The sequence below is a fragment of the Enterobacter sp. RHBSTW-00975 genome (genome assembly GCF_013615235.1).
GTDB classification, from domain to species: Bacteria; Pseudomonadota; Gammaproteobacteria; order Enterobacterales; family Enterobacteriaceae; genus Enterobacter; species Enterobacter ludwigii.
The window spans coordinates 1,456,014-1,472,499 of the sequence record NZ_CP055883.1 but is presented as its reverse complement, the minus strand read 5'-3'; the positions used below and the strand labels follow the sequence as shown (position 1 = coordinate 1,472,499).

Annotated in this window: 18 protein-coding genes; 6 read left to right on the top strand and 12 right to left on the bottom strand. The window is 55.4% G+C overall.

Translation table 11 applies throughout. From position 1 onward, the window contains the following. The first annotated feature begins 4 nt into the window (after positions 1 to 4). From artQ to artJ, 3 genes are all read left to right on the top strand, one after another. A complete protein-coding gene (gene artQ / locus HV340_RS07090; RefSeq protein ID WP_014169322.1) occupies positions 5 to 721 on the top strand; it encodes an arginine ABC transporter permease ArtQ in 717 nt (238 codons plus the stop codon). Further along, the gene (artM, locus tag HV340_RS07085; protein WP_025204592.1) at positions 721 to 1,389 is read left to right on the top strand and encodes an arginine ABC transporter permease ArtM; all 669 of its coding nucleotides are present in this window, start codon (positions 721 to 723) and stop codon (positions 1,387 to 1,389) included. Before artQ ends, artM begins: the two co-directional genes overlap by 1 nt. A 177-nt stretch (positions 1,390 to 1,566) precedes the next feature. Then, positions 1,567 to 2,298, top strand: a complete 732-nt coding sequence (gene artJ, locus HV340_RS07080; RefSeq protein WP_020884865.1) for an arginine ABC transporter substrate-binding protein ArtJ — start codon at positions 1,567 to 1,569, stop codon at positions 2,296 to 2,298. 62 nt (positions 2,299 to 2,360) lie between these two features. On the opposite strand, the gene HV340_RS07075 is transcribed toward artJ, so the two are convergent. The 11 genes from HV340_RS07075 to nfsA form a co-directional block, all read right to left on the bottom strand. Continuing rightward, a complete protein-coding gene (locus HV340_RS07075; protein ID WP_020884866.1) occupies positions 2,361 to 3,827 on the bottom strand; it encodes an ATP-binding protein in 1,467 nt (488 codons plus the stop codon). Continuing rightward, entirely contained in the window at positions 3,814 to 4,518 is a 705-nt protein-coding gene (locus HV340_RS07070; protein WP_181216389.1) for a response regulator transcription factor, read from the bottom strand. Before HV340_RS07070 ends, HV340_RS07075 begins: the two co-directional genes overlap by 14 nt. Before the next feature lie 71 nt (positions 4,519 to 4,589). After that, positions 4,590 to 5,717: a 23S rRNA (uracil(747)-C(5))-methyltransferase RlmC gene (gene rlmC / locus HV340_RS07065; protein WP_181216388.1), complete on the bottom strand. Its 1,128-nt coding sequence runs from the start codon at positions 5,715 to 5,717 to the stop codon at positions 4,590 to 4,592. A gap of 40 nt (positions 5,718 to 5,757) precedes the next feature. Further along, the gene (locus HV340_RS07060; protein WP_014169315.1) at positions 5,758 to 6,231 is read right to left on the bottom strand and encodes a YbjO family protein; all 474 of its coding nucleotides are present in this window, start codon (positions 6,229 to 6,231) and stop codon (positions 5,758 to 5,760) included. A gap of 65 nt (positions 6,232 to 6,296) precedes the next feature. Beyond that, the gene (gene potI, locus HV340_RS07055; RefSeq protein ID WP_020884869.1) at positions 6,297 to 7,142 is read right to left on the bottom strand and encodes a putrescine ABC transporter permease PotI; all 846 of its coding nucleotides are present in this window, start codon (positions 7,140 to 7,142) and stop codon (positions 6,297 to 6,299) included. Continuing rightward, the gene (gene potH / locus HV340_RS07050) at positions 7,139 to 8,092 is read right to left on the bottom strand and encodes a putrescine ABC transporter permease PotH (protein ID WP_014169313.1); all 954 of its coding nucleotides are present in this window, start codon (positions 8,090 to 8,092) and stop codon (positions 7,139 to 7,141) included. Before potH ends, potI begins: the two co-directional genes overlap by 4 nt. Before the next feature lie 10 nt (positions 8,093 to 8,102). Then, entirely contained in the window at positions 8,103 to 9,236 is a 1,134-nt protein-coding gene (gene potG / locus HV340_RS07045; RefSeq protein WP_041162516.1) for a putrescine ABC transporter ATP-binding subunit PotG, read from the bottom strand. Positions 9,237 to 9,379: 143 nt separating this feature from the next. Further along, positions 9,380 to 10,492, bottom strand: coding sequence for a spermidine/putrescine ABC transporter substrate-binding protein PotF (gene potF / locus HV340_RS07040; protein WP_014169310.1), 1,113 nt, complete (start codon positions 10,490 to 10,492; stop codon positions 9,380 to 9,382). Positions 10,493 to 10,843: 351 nt separating this feature from the next. Continuing rightward, a complete protein-coding gene (locus tag HV340_RS07035; protein WP_014169308.1) occupies positions 10,844 to 11,320 on the bottom strand; it encodes a YbjN domain-containing protein in 477 nt (158 codons plus the stop codon). A gap of 63 nt (positions 11,321 to 11,383) precedes the next feature. After that, positions 11,384 to 12,286 carry a 30S ribosomal protein S6--L-glutamate ligase gene (rimK, locus tag HV340_RS07030; RefSeq protein WP_020884872.1) on the bottom strand — a complete coding sequence of 301 codons (903 nt, stop codon included), beginning with the start codon at positions 12,284 to 12,286 and terminating at the stop codon, positions 11,384 to 11,386. Between the two features lie 69 nt (positions 12,287 to 12,355). Then, positions 12,356 to 13,078, bottom strand: a complete 723-nt coding sequence (gene nfsA, locus HV340_RS07025) for a nitroreductase NfsA (protein WP_025204598.1) — start codon at positions 13,076 to 13,078, stop codon at positions 12,356 to 12,358. A gap of 182 nt (positions 13,079 to 13,260) precedes the next feature. Here nfsA and HV340_RS07020 point away from each other — a divergent pair, with 182 nt between their 5' ends. Further along, complete coding sequence (locus HV340_RS07020; protein WP_014169305.1) at positions 13,261 to 13,530, top strand: GrxA family glutaredoxin; 270 nt, start codon at positions 13,261 to 13,263, stop codon at positions 13,528 to 13,530. A 30-nt stretch (positions 13,531 to 13,560) separates the two neighbouring features. On the opposite strand, the gene HV340_RS07015 is transcribed toward HV340_RS07020, so the two are convergent. Then, positions 13,561 to 13,935 (bottom strand): inner membrane protein YbjM, encoded by a 375-nt coding sequence (locus HV340_RS07015; protein ID WP_020884874.1) that lies wholly within the window; start codon positions 13,933 to 13,935, stop codon positions 13,561 to 13,563. 273 nt (positions 13,936 to 14,208) lie between these two features. Here HV340_RS07015 and HV340_RS07010 point away from each other — a divergent pair, with 273 nt between their 5' ends. After that, positions 14,209 to 15,894 carry an aspartate:alanine antiporter gene (locus HV340_RS07010; protein WP_014169303.1) on the top strand — a complete coding sequence of 562 codons (1,686 nt, stop codon included), beginning with the start codon at positions 14,209 to 14,211 and terminating at the stop codon, positions 15,892 to 15,894. Between the two features lie 248 nt (positions 15,895 to 16,142). Next, entirely contained in the window at positions 16,143 to 16,463 is a 321-nt protein-coding gene (locus tag HV340_RS07005) for a metalloregulator ArsR/SmtB family transcription factor (RefSeq protein ID WP_032677759.1), read from the top strand. Positions 16,464 to 16,486 lie beyond the last annotated feature (23 nt).

The following is a 16,486-nucleotide window of genomic DNA, read 5'->3' as shown; positions in this document are numbered from 1 at the left end:
CCTGATGAATGAAATTTTTCCTTTAGCAAGCGCCGCCGGGATGACCGTCGGCCTTGCCGTTTGCGCACTGATTATCGGCCTTGTGCTGGCGATGATCTTTGCGGTATGGGAATCAGCAAAATGGTTCCCTGTCGCATGGGCCGGCTCAGCGCTGGTCACCGTGCTGCGCGGGCTGCCTGAAATTCTGGTGGTCCTGTTTATCTATTTTGGCTCCTCGCAGCTGCTGTTAACGCTGTCGGACGGCTTCACCCTCAATCTGGGTGTGGTGCAGATCCCGGTGCAGATGCAGATTGAGAACTTTGACGTCAGCCCGTTCCTGTGCGGCGTGATTGCCCTCTCTCTGCTCTATTCCGCGTATGCTTCGCAAACCCTGCGCGGTGCGCTGAAAGCGGTTCCGCAGGGACAGTGGGAGTCTGGCCAGGCGTTAGGCTTGTCGAAATCGGCGATCTTCTTCCGTCTGGTGATGCCGCAGATGTGGCGTCATGCGCTGCCCGGGCTGGGTAACCAGTGGCTGGTGCTGCTGAAAGATACCGCGCTGGTAAGCCTGATCAGCGTGAACGATTTAATGCTGCAAACCAAAAGTATCGCGACCCGTACCCAGGAGCCGTTTACCTGGTACATCGTGGCGGCGGCTATCTACCTGGTGATCACGCTGGTGAGTCAGTACATCCTCAAGCGCATTGATCTGCGTGCGACGCGCTTTGAACGGAGACCAGGCTGATGCTTGACTATTTTCCGGAGCTGATGAAAGGGCTGCACACCAGCCTGACGCTGACCGTCGCATCGATCATCGTGGCGCTCATCCTGGCGTTGATCTTTACCATCGTCCTGACGCTAAAAACGCCGGTGCTGGTATGGATTGTGCGAGCCTACATTACCTTGTTCACCGGTACACCGCTGCTGGTGCAGATCTTCCTGATTTACTACGGCCCGGGTCAGTTCCCGTCGCTGCAGGAGTATCCGGTTATCTGGCACCTGCTTTCTGAGCCATGGCTGTGCGCCCTGATTGCCCTTTCGCTGAACAGTGCGGCCTATACCACGCAGCTGTTCTACGGGGCTATCCGTGCCATCCCGGAAGGGCAATGGCAGTCCTGTGGTGCGCTGGGCATGAGCAAGAAAGACACGCTGGCTATTTTGCTGCCGTACGCGTTTAAACGTGCGCTCTCCTCCTACTCCAACGAAGTGGTGCTGGTTTTCAAGAGTACGTCTCTGGCCTACACCATCACGCTGATGGAAGTCATGGGCCACGGGCAGCTGCTCTACGGACGCACCTATGACGTCATGGTGTTCGGTGCCGCGGGCGTGGTCTATCTTGTGGTGAACGGTTTGTTGACGCTGATGATGCGCCTTATTGAGCGTAAAGCGCTGGCGTTTGAGCGCCGTAATTAATCACCGATTTGCATAAATTTTATTGACGAAGACGGGCAAGTATAATGACTGCCCGTCTTTTTTTATGGATTAAATAATATTTAATCATTTTTATTGAATATAAATTCACTAAATGGCATTGTATTTCCATGCCGCAGACACGGCGCATAAGACAGACTGACAGACGGGAGCATTACAATGAAAAAGTTAGTTCTGGCCGCTTTACTGGCCACTTTCGCCGCTGGCGCATCAGCTGCAGATAAAATCAACTTCGGCGTTTCGGCCACCTATCCGCCGTTTGAGTCGCTGGATGCCAGCAACCAGATTGTCGGTTTTGATATCGACCTCGCCAAAGCCCTGTGCAAACAGATGCAGGCCGACTGCACGTTCACTAACCATGCGTTTGACAGCCTGATCCCGTCGCTGAAATTCAAAAAATACGACGCGGTGATCTCCGGGATGGACATCACCCCAGAGCGTAGCAAGCAGGTCACCTTCACCGACCCGTACTACGCCAACTCGGCGGTGGTCATTGCGAAGAAAGGGGCTTACACATCCTTTGACCAGCTGAAAGGCAAACGCATTGGGATGGAAAACGGCACCACGCACCAGAAATACCTGCAGGACAAACATCCTGAAGTGAAAACCGTGGCCTATGACAGCTACCAGAATGCCATTATCGACCTGAAAAATGGCCGTATTGATGGTGTCTTCGGTGACACTGCGGTGGTGAACGAGTGGCTGAAAACCAACCCACAGCTGGGCACCGCGACCGAAAAAGTGACCGATCCACAGTACTTCGGTACGGGCCTGGGCATTGCGGTGCGTCCGGATAACAAAGCCCTGCTGGAAAAACTGAATGGCGCGCTGAAAGCAATTAAAGCTGACGGCACGTACAAGAAAATCAGCGATCAGTGGTTCCCGCAATAACAGCTTTTGTCGGGTAGCCTGGCCTACGGGGGTGGTCTGTAGGCCGGGCAAACCCGGCAATTTCACAGTGGAACAAAGAAGCGAAAGCGAGCCCCGTTCGTGGACTCCATCAGCCTGATCCCCCCGCCGTGCAGTTCCAGCATGCGTTTCACAATCAACAGCCCCAACCCGCCACGGTTTTCCCGTGATGCCTGCGGATTTAACGCCGAAGGACGCTCAAACAGATCGTTGCGAAGAGAAGCATCAACGCCGGTTCCATTATCAGCCACCTCAACCTGTAGCTGCGCGTTCTCCTGCCAGACCGCCAGACGAACCTCTCCACCGGTCGGCGTATGCCGCATCGCGTTATCCAGCAGGTTAGTCACCACCCGCTCAATCATCGAGACATCGGCATTCACCAGCGGCAACGGGCCCGGTACATCAATGCGCAGGTTCACCTCCCGCGTGCGGGCCGTGAGTTCAAATTTCTGCGCCACGTCTGAAATCAGCTCACCCATGGCAAAACGCTCGCGCTGCGGTTTGATGCCGCCGTGCTCAAGACGCGCCAGTTCAAACAGCTGCTGCGAAAGATGACGCACTTTCTGACCCTGGCGCAGCGCCGTGGCGAGATACTGCTGGTGTTCCTGTGGCGTCAGCGTCGCGGATTTCAGCGATAACGTTTCGAGATAGCCCAGCAAGGAGGTGAGCGGCGTGCGTAAATCATGCGAAATATTGGCGATAAACTCCCGACGCTGGCGATCGCTGTCGGCCAGTTGATCCCACTGCAGGGTGATTTTACGGGCCAGCTCGATAAACGTATTGCGCAGCGTGGCCACTTCATCCTTTACCGTGGTTTCAGTAGGCTGCGCCGCCAGCTGCTTAATGGCGCTAATGCTGTCCTGCTCCAGCCCGGCCACTTCCTGCGTGAGACGTTTGACCGGACGCGTTACCCAGTACCAGACCAGTAACCCCGCCAGCAAACCAAACAGCGCGACCCACATCAATGACCACAGGACGGTGCTCCAGAGCGCCTGATGCCAGGCCATCTCCGCCAGCGCGTTTGACTCTTCGCCCTGCAGAATAATGTACAGATAGCCTTTCAGTTCTCCGTCCTGACGCAACGGCGTTGCGCTGAAAACCTTTTTGTTCTGGCTTCGCGGGTCATCGCCCAGTACCGGCCGCGCGGCATCACTGAGGAAAGTCTGCACCGGCCCGAGGTCGATTTTTTGCCGCTGGATATGCCCCGGTGGCGCGGCGTCAGCCAGCAGTTCGCCATCAGGCGAGACAACGTACAGTTCGACGCTTGGATTGAAGGTCATCAGCCGGTCAAAGAGCGGTTTCAGCGCGTGGCGGTCAACCCTGCCCTGCGCATCCAGAATCGGTTCCCGCTGGACAATCTGCTGCGCCAGACCACCGGACAGCCGCTGCACCATTGCATTACCGTACTGCGTGGTGCTGTAAAGTTGCACCGCGCAGGCGATGGTCGCACAGAGCGTCAGCAGCAGAATAAACAGCAGCGTCAGACGCTGGCTCAGGCTAAAGCGGCGCATCGTTTGGCTCCGCAAATTTGTAGCCTTTGCCCCAGACGGTGCGAATGATCTCCGGCTCGGCGGCGTCCTTCTCAATCTTGATGCGCAGGCGGTTAATGTGGGTGTTGACGGTGTGTTCGTAACCTTCGTGCTGATAGCCCCAGACCTGTTCCAGCAGCGCCAGACGCGAGAAAACTTCACCGGGATGACGGGCAAAGAAGTACAGCAGTTCAAACTCGCGCGGGGTGAGATCCACCACCTGTCCGTGCAAAAGCACGCTGCGCGCCAGCGGGTCGAGCATCAGGCCGTGAGCCTGAATATTCCCGGCACTTTGCGCCTGCCCCATCGCCTGCTGGCGCCGGAACAGCGCCTTGATACGCGCGATCAGCTCCTGTACCGAAAACGGCTTGGCCAGATAATCGTCCGCCCCGGTTTCCAGCCCGGTAATGCGGTCGGTTTCGCTGCTGCGGGCGCTGATAATGATCACCGGCAGGTAGCGGGTCATCTGGCGAATGCGACGGCAAATCTCCAGACCGTCGACGTTGGGGAGCATTAAATCGAGGATCACCGCGTCCCACGGCTGCTTTTCGAGGCGCTGTAAGGCATTGCCCCCGTCGGGCTCGTGGGTGATGGCGTAGCCTTCATCTTCTAAGTTGAGGCGCAGAAGCGCCGCGATATCGTGGTCATCTTCCACCAGCAGGATCTGCTTCATGGGTAAGCCTTCTTCAATTCTGATGAGATAAGCTTACCTGATTTCACAGGCGGACAGAGTTCACATTTTGTTTAAGATTTAACGAGTAGCGTCAGGACTTCATAATGCGCGGTATGCGGGAACATATCGAACAGCTGGACGCGTTCAATGCGGTAGCCCGGCAGCGTCGCGATATCTTTAGCCATCGTCTGCGCGTTGCAGCTGGAGTAGACGATGTAGTCCGGTGCCATCTGGCTCAGATAGTCGCACAGCGCTTTCCCGATGCCCCGGCGCGGCGGGTTCACCAGCACCAGTTCAGGCACATTGTCCTGCCCCGTCGCGAACTGCGTGGAGTCCAGCGCCTGGAAGTGCAGCCGGGTCAACCCAAGCTCTGCGGCAGACTGTCTGGCACAGGCAATCGCTTCGGCGGAGATCTCAATCCCGGTAAGCTGCATGTCTGGCGTGGCGCAGTGCAGACCGAAGCCGCCCACCCCGCAGAACAGATCCCACATATGATGGATATTTAACGCCCGCACCCAGTCACGGGCGGTGGCATAAAGCGCACTCGCGACGGTCGGGTTGGTCTGGAAGAAGCTTTGCGGACGGATCCACAGCGGTACATTGTTGAACGTTTCTGCCAGCGCATGCTGTTCGGTGAAGAAGATCTCCCGCTCCCCTTCCATGATAGCCATATGCACCGGCTGAATATTCGCGGTGATAACGGTTAACTGCGGAAGCTGTTGCTGAAGCCATGGCAACGCCGCGCGAAGCTGCTCCACCTTGGCTTCTGAGCGCAGAACAAAGCGCAGCATCATGCTGCCGTCTACCTGGCTTTCGGTAAGAAGAAGGTATTTCAGCTCGCCGCGCTTGCGGGCAACGTTATAGGGCGTTAATCCGGCACGGGCAATAAACGGTTTGAGCGCAGCAAAGACCGGCGCAAAGGAGGCAGGATAAAGCGGACAGTCGGTTAAATCTTCAGGCGTACCATCGCGATGCAACATGCCCAGCAGCGGTTTTTCAACGCTGCCGCTCGCCACCATTTTGGCTTTATTACGAAAGCCCTGCTCCGGCCCGCTGACAGGTGCGCACCATTCCCCCACGGCATGGTCTGCCAGCAGGTGTTGCAGGTCGGCCATTTTGGCGGTGAGTTGCTGAGAAACCGGCTGTTCTATCCACTGACAGGAGCGGCAGCGACCGGCGTCATAGAGTGCGCACTGCATATCAAAACCTTAAGAATCACGAGGGCTGCGATTATACACATTATTGCAGCTGGAAGAACCGCCGACTGGAAGCAGGCACGAACAGGAAGAACAGCACCAGCATATCCGGGAGTTTTTGCAAAAACAGCGCGTGCAAAATCTCGCGTTTTGATCCACCCGCAATGCTGAACAGTTCCGGATAGCCATACCCCAGCGAGGCGGCCCACAGATAGCTCGCCGCCGTAATTTGCGTCAGCAAATAGACCCAGCGTGCCCAGTTGCGTCCTCTGACCAGCGAAAATGCGCAGTAAATCTCGATAAACACCAGTACCAGGCTGCTCAAAAAGACCAGCGTCAGGTTCCACGTCTGTACGCTGCGGTGAATGAATTCAGCCATACCGCGCACACCCAGGGTGTTAAGGATCATCAGCACATCAAGACAGCGGATCATAATAATAGCGAGCGCCGCCACCTGCACCAGTGCAGGAACGTTTGGACGAGCGTGCGTAAGACGTGATTTTTTTAATAATCCCAATGTTTTACTTCCCTGAAAAACAGTGCCGCGTCATGCGCGGCACATCACTGGAAATTTTAAATCCTTCAGCCGCGTCTTGCACGCTGGATATCACGCACACGTTGTTTTTCCGCGCGCGCCATCAAATACCAGGCGATAAATCCGACAATTCCGACCACCCCGAGGATAATCGAGGCCAGGGCGTTAATCTCCGGATTGACCCCCATGCGTACGCTGGAGAAGACCAGCATAGGCAGCGTCGTCGCGCCCGGTCCTGAGACAAAGCTGGCGATAACCAGGTCGTCGAGCGACAGCGTAAACGCCAGCAGCCAGCCGGAGATCACCGCCGGCATAATCATCGGCAGCGTGATGATGAAGAAGACCTTCAGCGGCGTCGCTCCGAGATCCATCGCCGCCTCTTCAATGGAGCGGTCCAGCTCGCGCAAACGCGAAGAGATAACCACCGCCACGTACGCGGTACAGAAGGTGACGTGTGCCAGCCAGATGGTGAGCATGCCGCGATCTGCCGGCCAGCCAATGGCATGCGCCAGGGCGACGAACAGCAGCAGCAGCGCCAGACCGGTGATAACGTCTGGCATAACCAGCGGCGCGGTGATCATAAAGGCAAAGCCGTTTGACCCCCGAAAACGCCCGAAGCGCACCATGACCAGCGCGGCAATGGTCCCCAGCACGGAGGCCATCGTGGCCGCCAGCGCGGCGATGGTCAGGCTCAGCCCCACCGCGCTCATCATCGCGTCATCATGGAACAATTCGCCGTACCAGCGCGTCGACCAGCCGGCCCATACCGTTACCAGTTTGGAGCTGTTGAACGAGTAGATCACCAGCATCAACATGGGTGCATACAGGAAAGTAAAGCCAATCACCAGGATGGCAATTCGCCACGGGGAGCGCACTACCGGTAAGTTGTTCATCCGTGGTCTCCCATCTGTTTCTGCTGATGTTTGTGGAACCACATGATCGGTACGATCAGCAGGAGCAACATCACGATCGCCACCGCAGACGCCACAGGCCAGTCGCGGTTATTAAAGAATTCCTGCCACAGCACGCGCCCAATCATGATGCTGTCCGGGCCACCGAGCAGTTCCGGGATCACAAACTCCCCTACCGCCGGGATAAAGACCAGCATCGACCCGGCAATAATGCCGCCCCGGGTCAACGGAACGATAACGCTGAAGAAGGTTTTAAGCGGACGGGCACCAAGGTCAAGCGATGCTTCCACCAGCGAATAATCGATACGCGTCAGCGCCGTATAAATTGGCAGCACCATAAACGGCAGATAGGCGTAAACAATCCCGATATAGACCGCGAGATTGGTATGCAGGATCGTCAGGGGCTGATCGATAACCCCAAGCCACATCAGGAAGTTATTCAGCACGCCGTTGTTTTTCAGGATCCCCATCCACGCGTAGACGCGGATCAGGAACGAGGTCCATGACGGCAGGATCACCAGCAACAGCAGAATGTTGCGCGTCGACGATTTACTGTGCGCCACTGCCCATGCCAGCGGGTAACCCAGCAGCAGACAGCAGATCGTCGAGATCGCCGCCACCTGCAACGACTGCAGATAAGCTTCGAAATAGAGCGGATCTTCCGTCAACTGCAGGAAATTGCCGAGGTTAAGGGTCAGCGTCAGCTGTCCGTCAGCCCAGTCCAGCAGGTTGGTATAGGGCGGGATCGCCCGCGCCATTTCCGCCAGGCTTATCTTAAAAACAATCAGGAACGGCAGCAGGAACAGCAGGATCAGCCACACGTAAGGCATGGCAATCACCAGCTTGCGTCCGTGGTTCATCTGCATGCGCGCCAGCCAGTGCGCAAAGCCACCCGGTTTTTCAACGCGGGCTGGAGGTTCTAAGGTACTCATTGTCCGCTCCTTATACCGTCAGCACTACACAACTGTCCGCATCCCAGCACAGGCGCACTTCGTCGCCCCAGGTCGGCTGTCCCTTGCGATAACGATGTTCGTTCTGCAGCTGGGCGCTGAGCATCTGCCCGCTTTTCAGACGCACATGGTAGATGGAGAGGTCACCCAGGTAAGCAATGTGCACCACTTCCCCGACGGCGAAGTTAAAGCCATCGGCAGGCGGATCTTCGCACAGCATGATCTTCTCCGGGCGGAGCGCGACATACACCGGCACGTTATCCACCACCGAGCTATCCGGATCGACCTTAAGCGGATGCTGCAGCCCCGGCGACTCAATCACCAGACCGTCTTCCTCGCGCGATTTCAGCAGCCCTTCGAAAACATTGACCGACCCGATGAACTCCGCGCTGTAGCGGGTGGTCGGATGCTCATAAATCTCTTCCGGCTCGCCAATCTGTACGAACTTACCGCGGTTCATGATCGCAATACGCCCGGCCATGGTCATCGCCTCTTCCTGGTCGTGGGTAACCATCACGCAGGTCACCCCCACGCGCTCAAGGATATCCACCACTTCCAGCTGCATACGGTCACGCAGTTTTTTATCCAGGGCACCCATCGGCTCATCGAGCAGCAGCAGCTTAGGACGTTTCGCCAGGCTTCTGGCCAGCGCCACGCGTTGACGCTGGCCACCAGAGAGCTGATGCGGTTTACGCTTCGCGAACTCCTGCATGTGCACCAGGCTGAGCATCTCTGCCACGCGGGCGGTGATTTCGGCTTTCGGCAGTTTGTCCTGCTTAAGACCAAAGGCGATATTCTGCTCCACCGTCATATGGGGGAAGAGCGCGTAAGACTGGAACATCATGTTTATCGGGCGCTGATACGGCGGCACGCGGGAGAGATCGACACCATCCAGCATGATTTGCCCGGCGGTAGGCTGTTCAAAACCGGCCAGCATACGCAGCAGGGTCGATTTACCGCAGCCAGATGCGCCCAGAAGGGCAAAAATTTCACCTTTGTAGATAGTCAGGCTGACGTCGTCCACGGCATGCTGACCATCGAAAGATTTGGTGAGGTTACGAATTTCAAGAAGCGGGGTCAGCGCTTTACGGACTTTCGCCTGCGGGCGGGGGATCGCGTCATTCAAGGGGTGCTCTCCGGCAGAAATCAAAACTGGTGCAAACGCACCATCAGGGTGCGCATCGTCGGGCGGCGCTCACGCCAGCCCGACCGACGGGTTTAGCAGGCCCGGTGAGCGTTTTCGCCACCGGGCAACCGTACCGGACGCCGTTATTTACCGCTTTTCACTTTGGTCCACGCACGGGTACGTACGCGGTCAATTTTTGGATCCTGAACTTTCAGGGTGAACAGCTTGGCAAACACATCCGCCGGCGGATAGATAGCCGGATTATTGCGGATCTCTTCGCTGACCAGCGGCACAGAGGCCTTATTGCCGTTAGCGTAGTAGACGTGATCGCTGATATGCGCGATGACTTCCGGACGCATCAGGTAGTTAAGGAACTGGTAAGCTTCGTCTTTATTTTTCGCGTCAGCCGGCATGGCGAAGACATCGAAGAACGCCAGCGCGCCCTCTTTCGGAATGAAGTAGGAAACATTTACGCCGTTTTTGGCTTCTTTGGCGCGGTTAGCCGCCTGCCATACGTCCCCTGCCCAGCCAATCGCCACGCAGATATCACCGTTTGCCAGATCGTTGATGTACTGCGAGGAGTGGAAGTAACGAATGTTCGGACGCAGCTTCAGCAGCAGATCGGTTGCCGGGCCGGTGTAATCATCGGCCTTGCTGCTGTTAGGATCTTTGCCCAGGTAGTTCAGCACGGTGGCGAAAATCTCTTCTGGCGCATCCAGGAAAGAGACGCCGCAGCTTTTCAGCTTCTCAAGGTTTTCCGGCTTCAGTACCACGTCCCAGCTGTCGAGTTTGACATCTTTACCCAGCACCGCTTTGACTTTATCGACGTTATAGCCAATACCGGTGGTCGCCCACAGATACGGCATCGCGTATTTGTTGTCCGGGTCATGCTTGGCGACCAGCTTAAGCACTTCCGGATCGAGGTTTTTCCAGTTCGGTAATTTGCTCTTATCGAGCGGCTGGAAAACACCTGCCGTCAGCTGACGCTCAAGGAAGCTTGCGGAAGGTACCACCAGGTCAAAACCGGTACTGCCCGCCATCAGTTTCCCTTCCAGCACTTCGTTGGAATCGAAAACGTCATAGACCACTTTAATGCCGGTCTCTTTTTCGAAATTAGCGACGGTATCCGGCGCGATATAGTCAGACCAGTTATAAACGTGCAGCGTTTTTTGTTCCGCAGCGAGCGTGCCGGCAGAGACGGCCATCAGAGCACCCGCAACCAGACCCGATAACCATTTTTTATTCAAGGCGATCATATCGTTATTCCTTCTTAAAGCTCGTTAACAAACGAACTAAAACTGTGCAATCTGAAGATATGCAATAATCATGCATAGTTTGTCGCTCTGCACGAAATAAAAAGAAACCTCTTTACCCGGCAGGATCCGCTCGCTTTTTTAAGCATCGCAAGAATAACTGTAGCCCGTGTCTCCGGCTATAGCCCAGACGAAAAAACGCCTTTTATCAATTTTTTATGCAGGTTATGTCTACGTGATAAGCCGAAATGGCGTTTGGGGAGGTGAAAAATTCTTTAAAGAAAGGTTAAAAGCAGCAGAAAAAATGGCGTTATGCAGCCGCTATGGCAGCGACTGCGCAAAAGTCAGACAGGCTTAGTGAAGAAAATTGGGAGATGCATCATTATTCTCTGCATCATCTTCCGCGCTATACAGCAAATGGTGCGCATTGGCTTCCATCATTACCATCGAAATTTGCTCTTCACTCAAGCGCATAAACCAGGAGAACTGCTTGAAAGAGAGGCCGGCACCGGAGAATAAAGACTGGCAAACGACCAGTTTTGGCAGATTATCATCCTGTATATCGAGAAATGCTTTCACCGTCAAAGAACTGGCGTTGATGGCCGACAGGTCAGAGGCCAGTGCCAGCAGCGCAGACGGTTTCACTTCGGCCAGCGCAGAGAAGAGGATCACGTCGTTAATGAGATCGATTTTGGCATCGAAAATACCATCGAAATTTTGCATATGAGGCAAATGCAGCGCCTGGCAGGAATCACATTCAAAGAAAGTGATACCGGCATCATCGAGCCATTGACGTAACGTATCCAGTGTTGGAACGACCTGTAAATCCATCGCTGTGCAGCCTCTTTAATAAAAACTTCGCATAGAGTACGCAAAAAGTGCGCTGTAATCCATTTAACCGCCCGTTTTCAGACAGTAGCCCGGCGTTGCGTGGCGCTCGACCCATGAGATCATTTTACCCGCAATATCGACCCCGGTGGTTTTTTCCACCCCTTCCAGTCCCGGTGAGGCATTCACCTCCATCACCAACGGCCCGCGCGTCGCCCGCAGTAAATCAACACCCGCCACATCCAGCCCCAGCGTTTGCGCCGCCTTCACGGCAATCTCACGCTCGCGATCGCTGATATCCGCGACTCTCGCCACGCCGCCACGGTGCAGATTAGAGCGGAAGTCGCCCTCTTTTGCCTGGCGTTCGATGGCCGCAACCACCTCGTTACCGACAACAAAACAGCGAATGTCGCGTCCTTTGGCTTCTTCAATGTACTCCTGCACCAGAATATGGGCATTCAGCCCACGAAAGGCGTCAATCACGCTTTCCGCCGCCTGCCGCGTTTCGGCCAGCACCACACCAATGCCCTGAGTGCCTTCCACCAGCTTGATCACTAGCGGCGCGCCACCCACCATATCGATTAAATCGCTGGTGTCGTCCGGTGAATGCGCAATGCCGGTAACCGGAAGATCGATTCCCTGCCGGGCAAGCAGTTGCAGCGAACGGAGCTTATCGCGGGCACGAGATATCGCAACGGATTCATTGAGCGGATAGCTGCCCAGCATCTCAAACTGGCGCAACGCGGCCGTGCCGTAATAGGTTATCTGGGAGCCGATGCGGGGGATAACCGCATCAAAATGCGGGAGCTTGCGGCCTTTGTAATGAATCGATGAGGCAGCAGGATCAATGTTCATATAGCAGGACATCGGATCGAGGATCTCAACCTGATGCCCCCGTTTTGCCGCCGCTTCTCGCAGGCGTTTACATGAATAGAGCGTTCCATCCCGGGACAAAATGGCAATTTTCACCCTGCACCTCTCTAAAGACATGGAAAAAGCCTGCGTATCATACACGCAGGCAGGCGCAGGATGAATGGGCTATCGTGTCGCCCAGCCCTGTTTGTGCAGATAGTCGAGAATAAACGGGCGATTCTCTTTAATGATGGTGCGACGAATGTGGTCACTCCAGGTATCGCGACGGTTATTGCTGTCGCGCGTCATGTAGTAGTGCGCCAGCTCTTCATCGTATTGCGCCAGCACATCCTGATCGACAGGCTGGTAGTGGTTTTCATGCACCAGCATCGCCGCAGGCAGGCGCGGCTTGAGATCCGGGTTATCCGCAGGCCAGCCAAGGCACAGGCCAAACAGGGGCAGAACATGTTTTGGCAGCTTCAGCAGTTCGGTAACGCTTTCGATATTGTTACGCAGCCCGCCGATGTACACGCCGCCCAGCCCCAGCGATTCCGCCGCCGTGAAGGCGTTTTGCGCCATCAGTGCGGTGTCCACCACACCCAGCAGCAGCTGCTCGGCAAGGCCAAGCTCGGCTTGCGGGCAGATCTGCAGGTGACGGTTAAAATCGGCGCAGAACACCCAGAACTCGGCTGCCTGTGCCACATGCTTTTGTCCACCGGTGAGGGTCACCAGTTGTTCACGCATTGCCGGGTCGGTAATACGAATAATGGAGCTGCACTGCAGGAAGCTGGAGCTGGATGTCGCCCTTGCACTGTCAATAATGGCTTCACGCTGCGCCGGCGTTATCGGCTCGTCGGTGAAGTGGCGAATTGAACGATGGGAACGTAGCAGGTCTATGGTTGGCGTCATCTTGTCTCTCTTTGTCTTGCGTGAATCATATCGCAGCCAGTATAGGCAATGATGCGCGCGATGTAATTGGCGAAACATAGCTGAGAGGTATTATAACGACAGGCGAAACCTTCTTTAATGACGGCAGGTTATCGGGCACTATAGACCCATTCGCCGTCAGGCTTGTTTTCGAGGAGAGAGAAATGTTTGCAGTAATTTTTGGTCGTCCAGGGTGCCCTTACTGTGTGCGCGCGAAAGAGCTGGCTGAGAAACTGACCGAAGAGCGTGATGATTTTAACTTCCGTTATGTTGATATCCACGCGGAAGGGATCAGCAAAGCCGATCTGGAAAAAACCGTGGGTAAACCGGTTGAAACCGTACCGCAGATTTTCCTCGATCAGAAACACATCGGCGGTTGCACAGACTTTGAAGCATACGCTAAAGAACATCTGGGCCTGTTTGCCGCTCAGTAATGCTAAGACGCCCTCACCCTGAGGGCGTTTTTATTTGTGCTGTCTGCGCCGGGCCAACATGCTATGAACAAACAAAAAGCATAGCGCTCCCAGTGCGCACCAGAAGACGCCACTCAGCAACCACGCCAGCTCCTGCCAGAAACTTCGCGTTGAAATATACAGTGACCGCATCAGCAGCAGACACAGCGGCGCTGCAAGTATTGCGCCCAGTAACGGTTTCACCACTTCCCCCCGGCGGGAGAGAAAACTGGCAGCAGCCCCTGGCAGTGTGAAAAAGAGCAGCCCCAGCTCCGGATGACCCGACGCCCTGAACGCCCCCTTCACATTAAAAGCGAGGGACATGCAAACGACAATGAACAGCAAAAAGCAGCTGATCACCCCCGCCCAGTTTCGTTTAATGTTCAAACTATCCTCCTGACTTATCTCTATCAAATACACTTTCGTCGGGTAGACGCCCAGTCAGATAAAGCAATGCGGCAATCCTTGCCAAAGTACACACAGGGTGAAGCGATAATAGGTGGCTGTCAGTAGCTAATACGATTAAACTAACCGCCAGCTAATGTTTTAGGGAATAAAGCTGGAAACAGGGAGCGTTAAAGCCTTTCCCTGACCCAGAAAACAGTAGCCCAAAAAGTCCTTTCATTCAACAACTTACTGGTAAACAAGAAGTTAGCCTCCGTGAATATAAACGTCGCAGACTTGTTAAATGGGAATTACATCCTGTTATTATTTGTGGTACTGGCGCTGGGCCTTTGCCTGGGTAAATTGCGCCTTGGTTCGGTTCAACTTGGTAATTCCATTGGCGTTTTAGTCGTCTCACTATTATTAGGCCAGCAGCATTTCAGCATTAACACGGACGCGCTCAACTTAGGTTTTATGCTGTTTATTTTTTGTGTTGGTGTGGAAGCCGGGCCCAACTTTTTTTCTATTTTCTTCCGCGACGGCAAAAATTATCTGATGCTGGCGCTGGTCATGGTCGGCAGCGCGCTGCTGATCGCCTTAGGGCTGGGTAAACTGTTTGGCTGGGATATCGGGCTAACGGCCGGTATGCTCGCCGGCTCGATGACCTCCACGCCAGTGCTGGTGGGTGCAGGCGATACCCTGCGCCACTCCGGCATGGCCGGTGCGCAACTCTCTACCGCGCTCGACCACCTGAGCCTGGGCTATGCCCTGACCTATCTGATTGGTCTGGTGAGCCTGATTGTGGGCGCCCGCTACCTGCCAAAACTGCAGCACCAGGATTTGCAGACCAGCGCTCAGCAAATTGCCCGCGAACGCGGTCTGGACACCGACAGCAAGCGTAAAGTCTATCTGCCCGTGATTCGCGCCTACCGCGTTGGGCCCGAGCTGGTTGCATGGGCGGACGGGAAAAACCTCCGCGAGCTGGGGATTTACCGCCAGACAGGCTGCTATATCGAACGTATTCGCCGTAACGGCATTCTGGCAAACCCGGACGGCGACGCCGTGCTGCAGATGGGCGATGACATTGCCCTGGTCGGTTACCCGGATGCCCACGCCCGCCTCGACCCGAGCTTCCGCAACGGTAAAGAGGTGTTTGACCGCGATCTGCTCGACATGCGTATCGTCACCGAAGAGATTGTGGTGAAAAACCATAACGCCGTCGGCCGTCGTCTGGCGCAGCTGAAGCTGACCGATCATGGTTGCTTCCTCAACCGCGTGATCCGCAGCCAGATCGAGATGCCAATTGACGACAACGTCGTGCTGAACAAAGGCGACGTTCTGCAGGTCAGCGGCGATGCGCGACGCGTGAAAACCGTTGCAGACCGCATCGGCTTTATCTCTATTCACAGCCAGGTCACCGACCTGCTGGCCTTCTGCGCCTTCTTTATCGTTGGCCTGATGATTGGGATGATCACCTTCCAGTTCAGCAACTTTAGCTTTGGCATCGGTAACGCTGCCGGGCTGCTGTTCGCCGGCATCATGCTGGGCTTCCTGCGAGCGAACCACCCGACCTTCGGCTACATTCCGCAGGGGGCGCTCAATATGGTGAAAGAGTTTGGTCTGATGGTCTTTATGGCGGGTGTCGGCTTAAGCGCCGGTAGCGGCATTGGCCACAGCCTGGGGGCTGTTGGCTGGCAGATGTTGGTTTCCGGACTTATTGTCAGCCTGGTACCGGTCGTGATTTGCTTCCTGTTCGGTGCTTATGTGCTTCGCATGAACCGCGCCCTGCTCTTCGGGGCAATGATGGGGGCCCGTACCTGCGCCCCGGCAATGGAAATTATCAGTGATACCGCACGCAGCAATATTCCTGCGCTGGGCTATGCGGGCACCTACGCTATCGCTAACGTACTGCTTACGCTGGCGGGTACGCTGATCATCATCATCTGGCCTGGACTCGGATAACTCTTAAGTTCTGCGCACGACGAAAAAATTTTCGTTACGCGCAGAACTTTTTTATCAGGGGGCAGTCATAACTATTGCCACTGCTTTTCTTTGATGTCCCCAATTTGTGGAGCCCATCAACCCCGCCGTTTTGGTTCAAGGTTGATGGGTTTTTTGTTGCCTGAAATTCCCCTCGTCAACATTCCGCCTTCCCTCTTCCCACCCAAACATATATGCTTAACCATATATAACCAACCGCAGGAAAGCCGATGCTACATCCGGTCCAACTTTTCAAAGCCCTCTCCGACGAGACCCGCCTGTCCATCGTCATGCTGCTGCGCGAAGCCGGGGAACTGTGCGTCTGCGATCTCTGTTCCGCCACGGCTGAATCACAGCCCAAGGTATCGCGCCATATGGCTCTGCTGCGTGAATCCGGGCTGGTGAGCGATCGCCGGGAGGGGAAATGGGTTTATTACCGTTTGTCCCCCACTATGCCGGCATGGGCTGCCACCGTGATTGACAACAGCTGGAACTGCTTGCGGGAAGAGACCCGCACAAAGCTGAAAAACCGTCTTCCGGGCGCGTGTTAAAACACATTCATAAAAACAGATAT

What these genes read in the sequence shown, in the direction of transcription:
- artQ (WP_014169322.1), top strand. Translation starts at nt 5, where the DNA reads ATGAATGAAATTTTTCCTTTAGCAAGCGCCGCCGGGATGACCGTCGGC.
- potI (WP_020884869.1), bottom strand. Translation starts at nt 7,142, where the DNA reads ATGAACAACTTACCGGTAGTGCGCTCCCCGTGGCGAATTGCCATCCTG.
- HV340_RS07005 (WP_032677759.1), top strand. Translation starts at nt 16,143, where the DNA reads ATGCTACATCCGGTCCAACTTTTCAAAGCCCTCTCCGACGAGACCCGC.
- HV340_RS07035 (WP_014169308.1), bottom strand. Translation starts at nt 11,320, where the DNA reads ATGGATTTACAGGTCGTTCCAACACTGGATACGTTACGTCAATGGCTC.
- artJ (WP_020884865.1), top strand. Translation starts at nt 1,567, where the DNA reads ATGAAAAAGTTAGTTCTGGCCGCTTTACTGGCCACTTTCGCCGCTGGC.
- nfsA (WP_025204598.1), bottom strand. Translation starts at nt 13,078, where the DNA reads ATGACGCCAACCATAGACCTGCTACGTTCCCATCGTTCAATTCGCCAC.
- potF (WP_014169310.1), bottom strand. Translation starts at nt 10,492, where the DNA reads ATGATCGCCTTGAATAAAAAATGGTTATCGGGTCTGGTTGCGGGTGCT.
- HV340_RS07075 (WP_020884866.1), bottom strand. Translation starts at nt 3,827, where the DNA reads ATGCGCCGCTTTAGCCTGAGCCAGCGTCTGACGCTGCTGTTTATTCTG.
- HV340_RS07020 (WP_014169305.1), top strand. Translation starts at nt 13,261, where the DNA reads ATGTTTGCAGTAATTTTTGGTCGTCCAGGGTGCCCTTACTGTGTGCGC.
- artM (WP_025204592.1), top strand. Translation starts at nt 721, where the DNA reads ATGCTTGACTATTTTCCGGAGCTGATGAAAGGGCTGCACACCAGCCTG.
- potH (WP_014169313.1), bottom strand. Translation starts at nt 8,092, where the DNA reads ATGAGTACCTTAGAACCTCCAGCCCGCGTTGAAAAACCGGGTGGCTTT.
- HV340_RS07070 (WP_181216389.1), bottom strand. Translation starts at nt 4,518, where the DNA reads ATGAAGCAGATCCTGCTGGTGGAAGATGACCACGATATCGCGGCGCTT.
- rlmC (WP_181216388.1), bottom strand. Translation starts at nt 5,717, where the DNA reads ATGCAGTGCGCACTCTATGACGCCGGTCGCTGCCGCTCCTGTCAGTGG.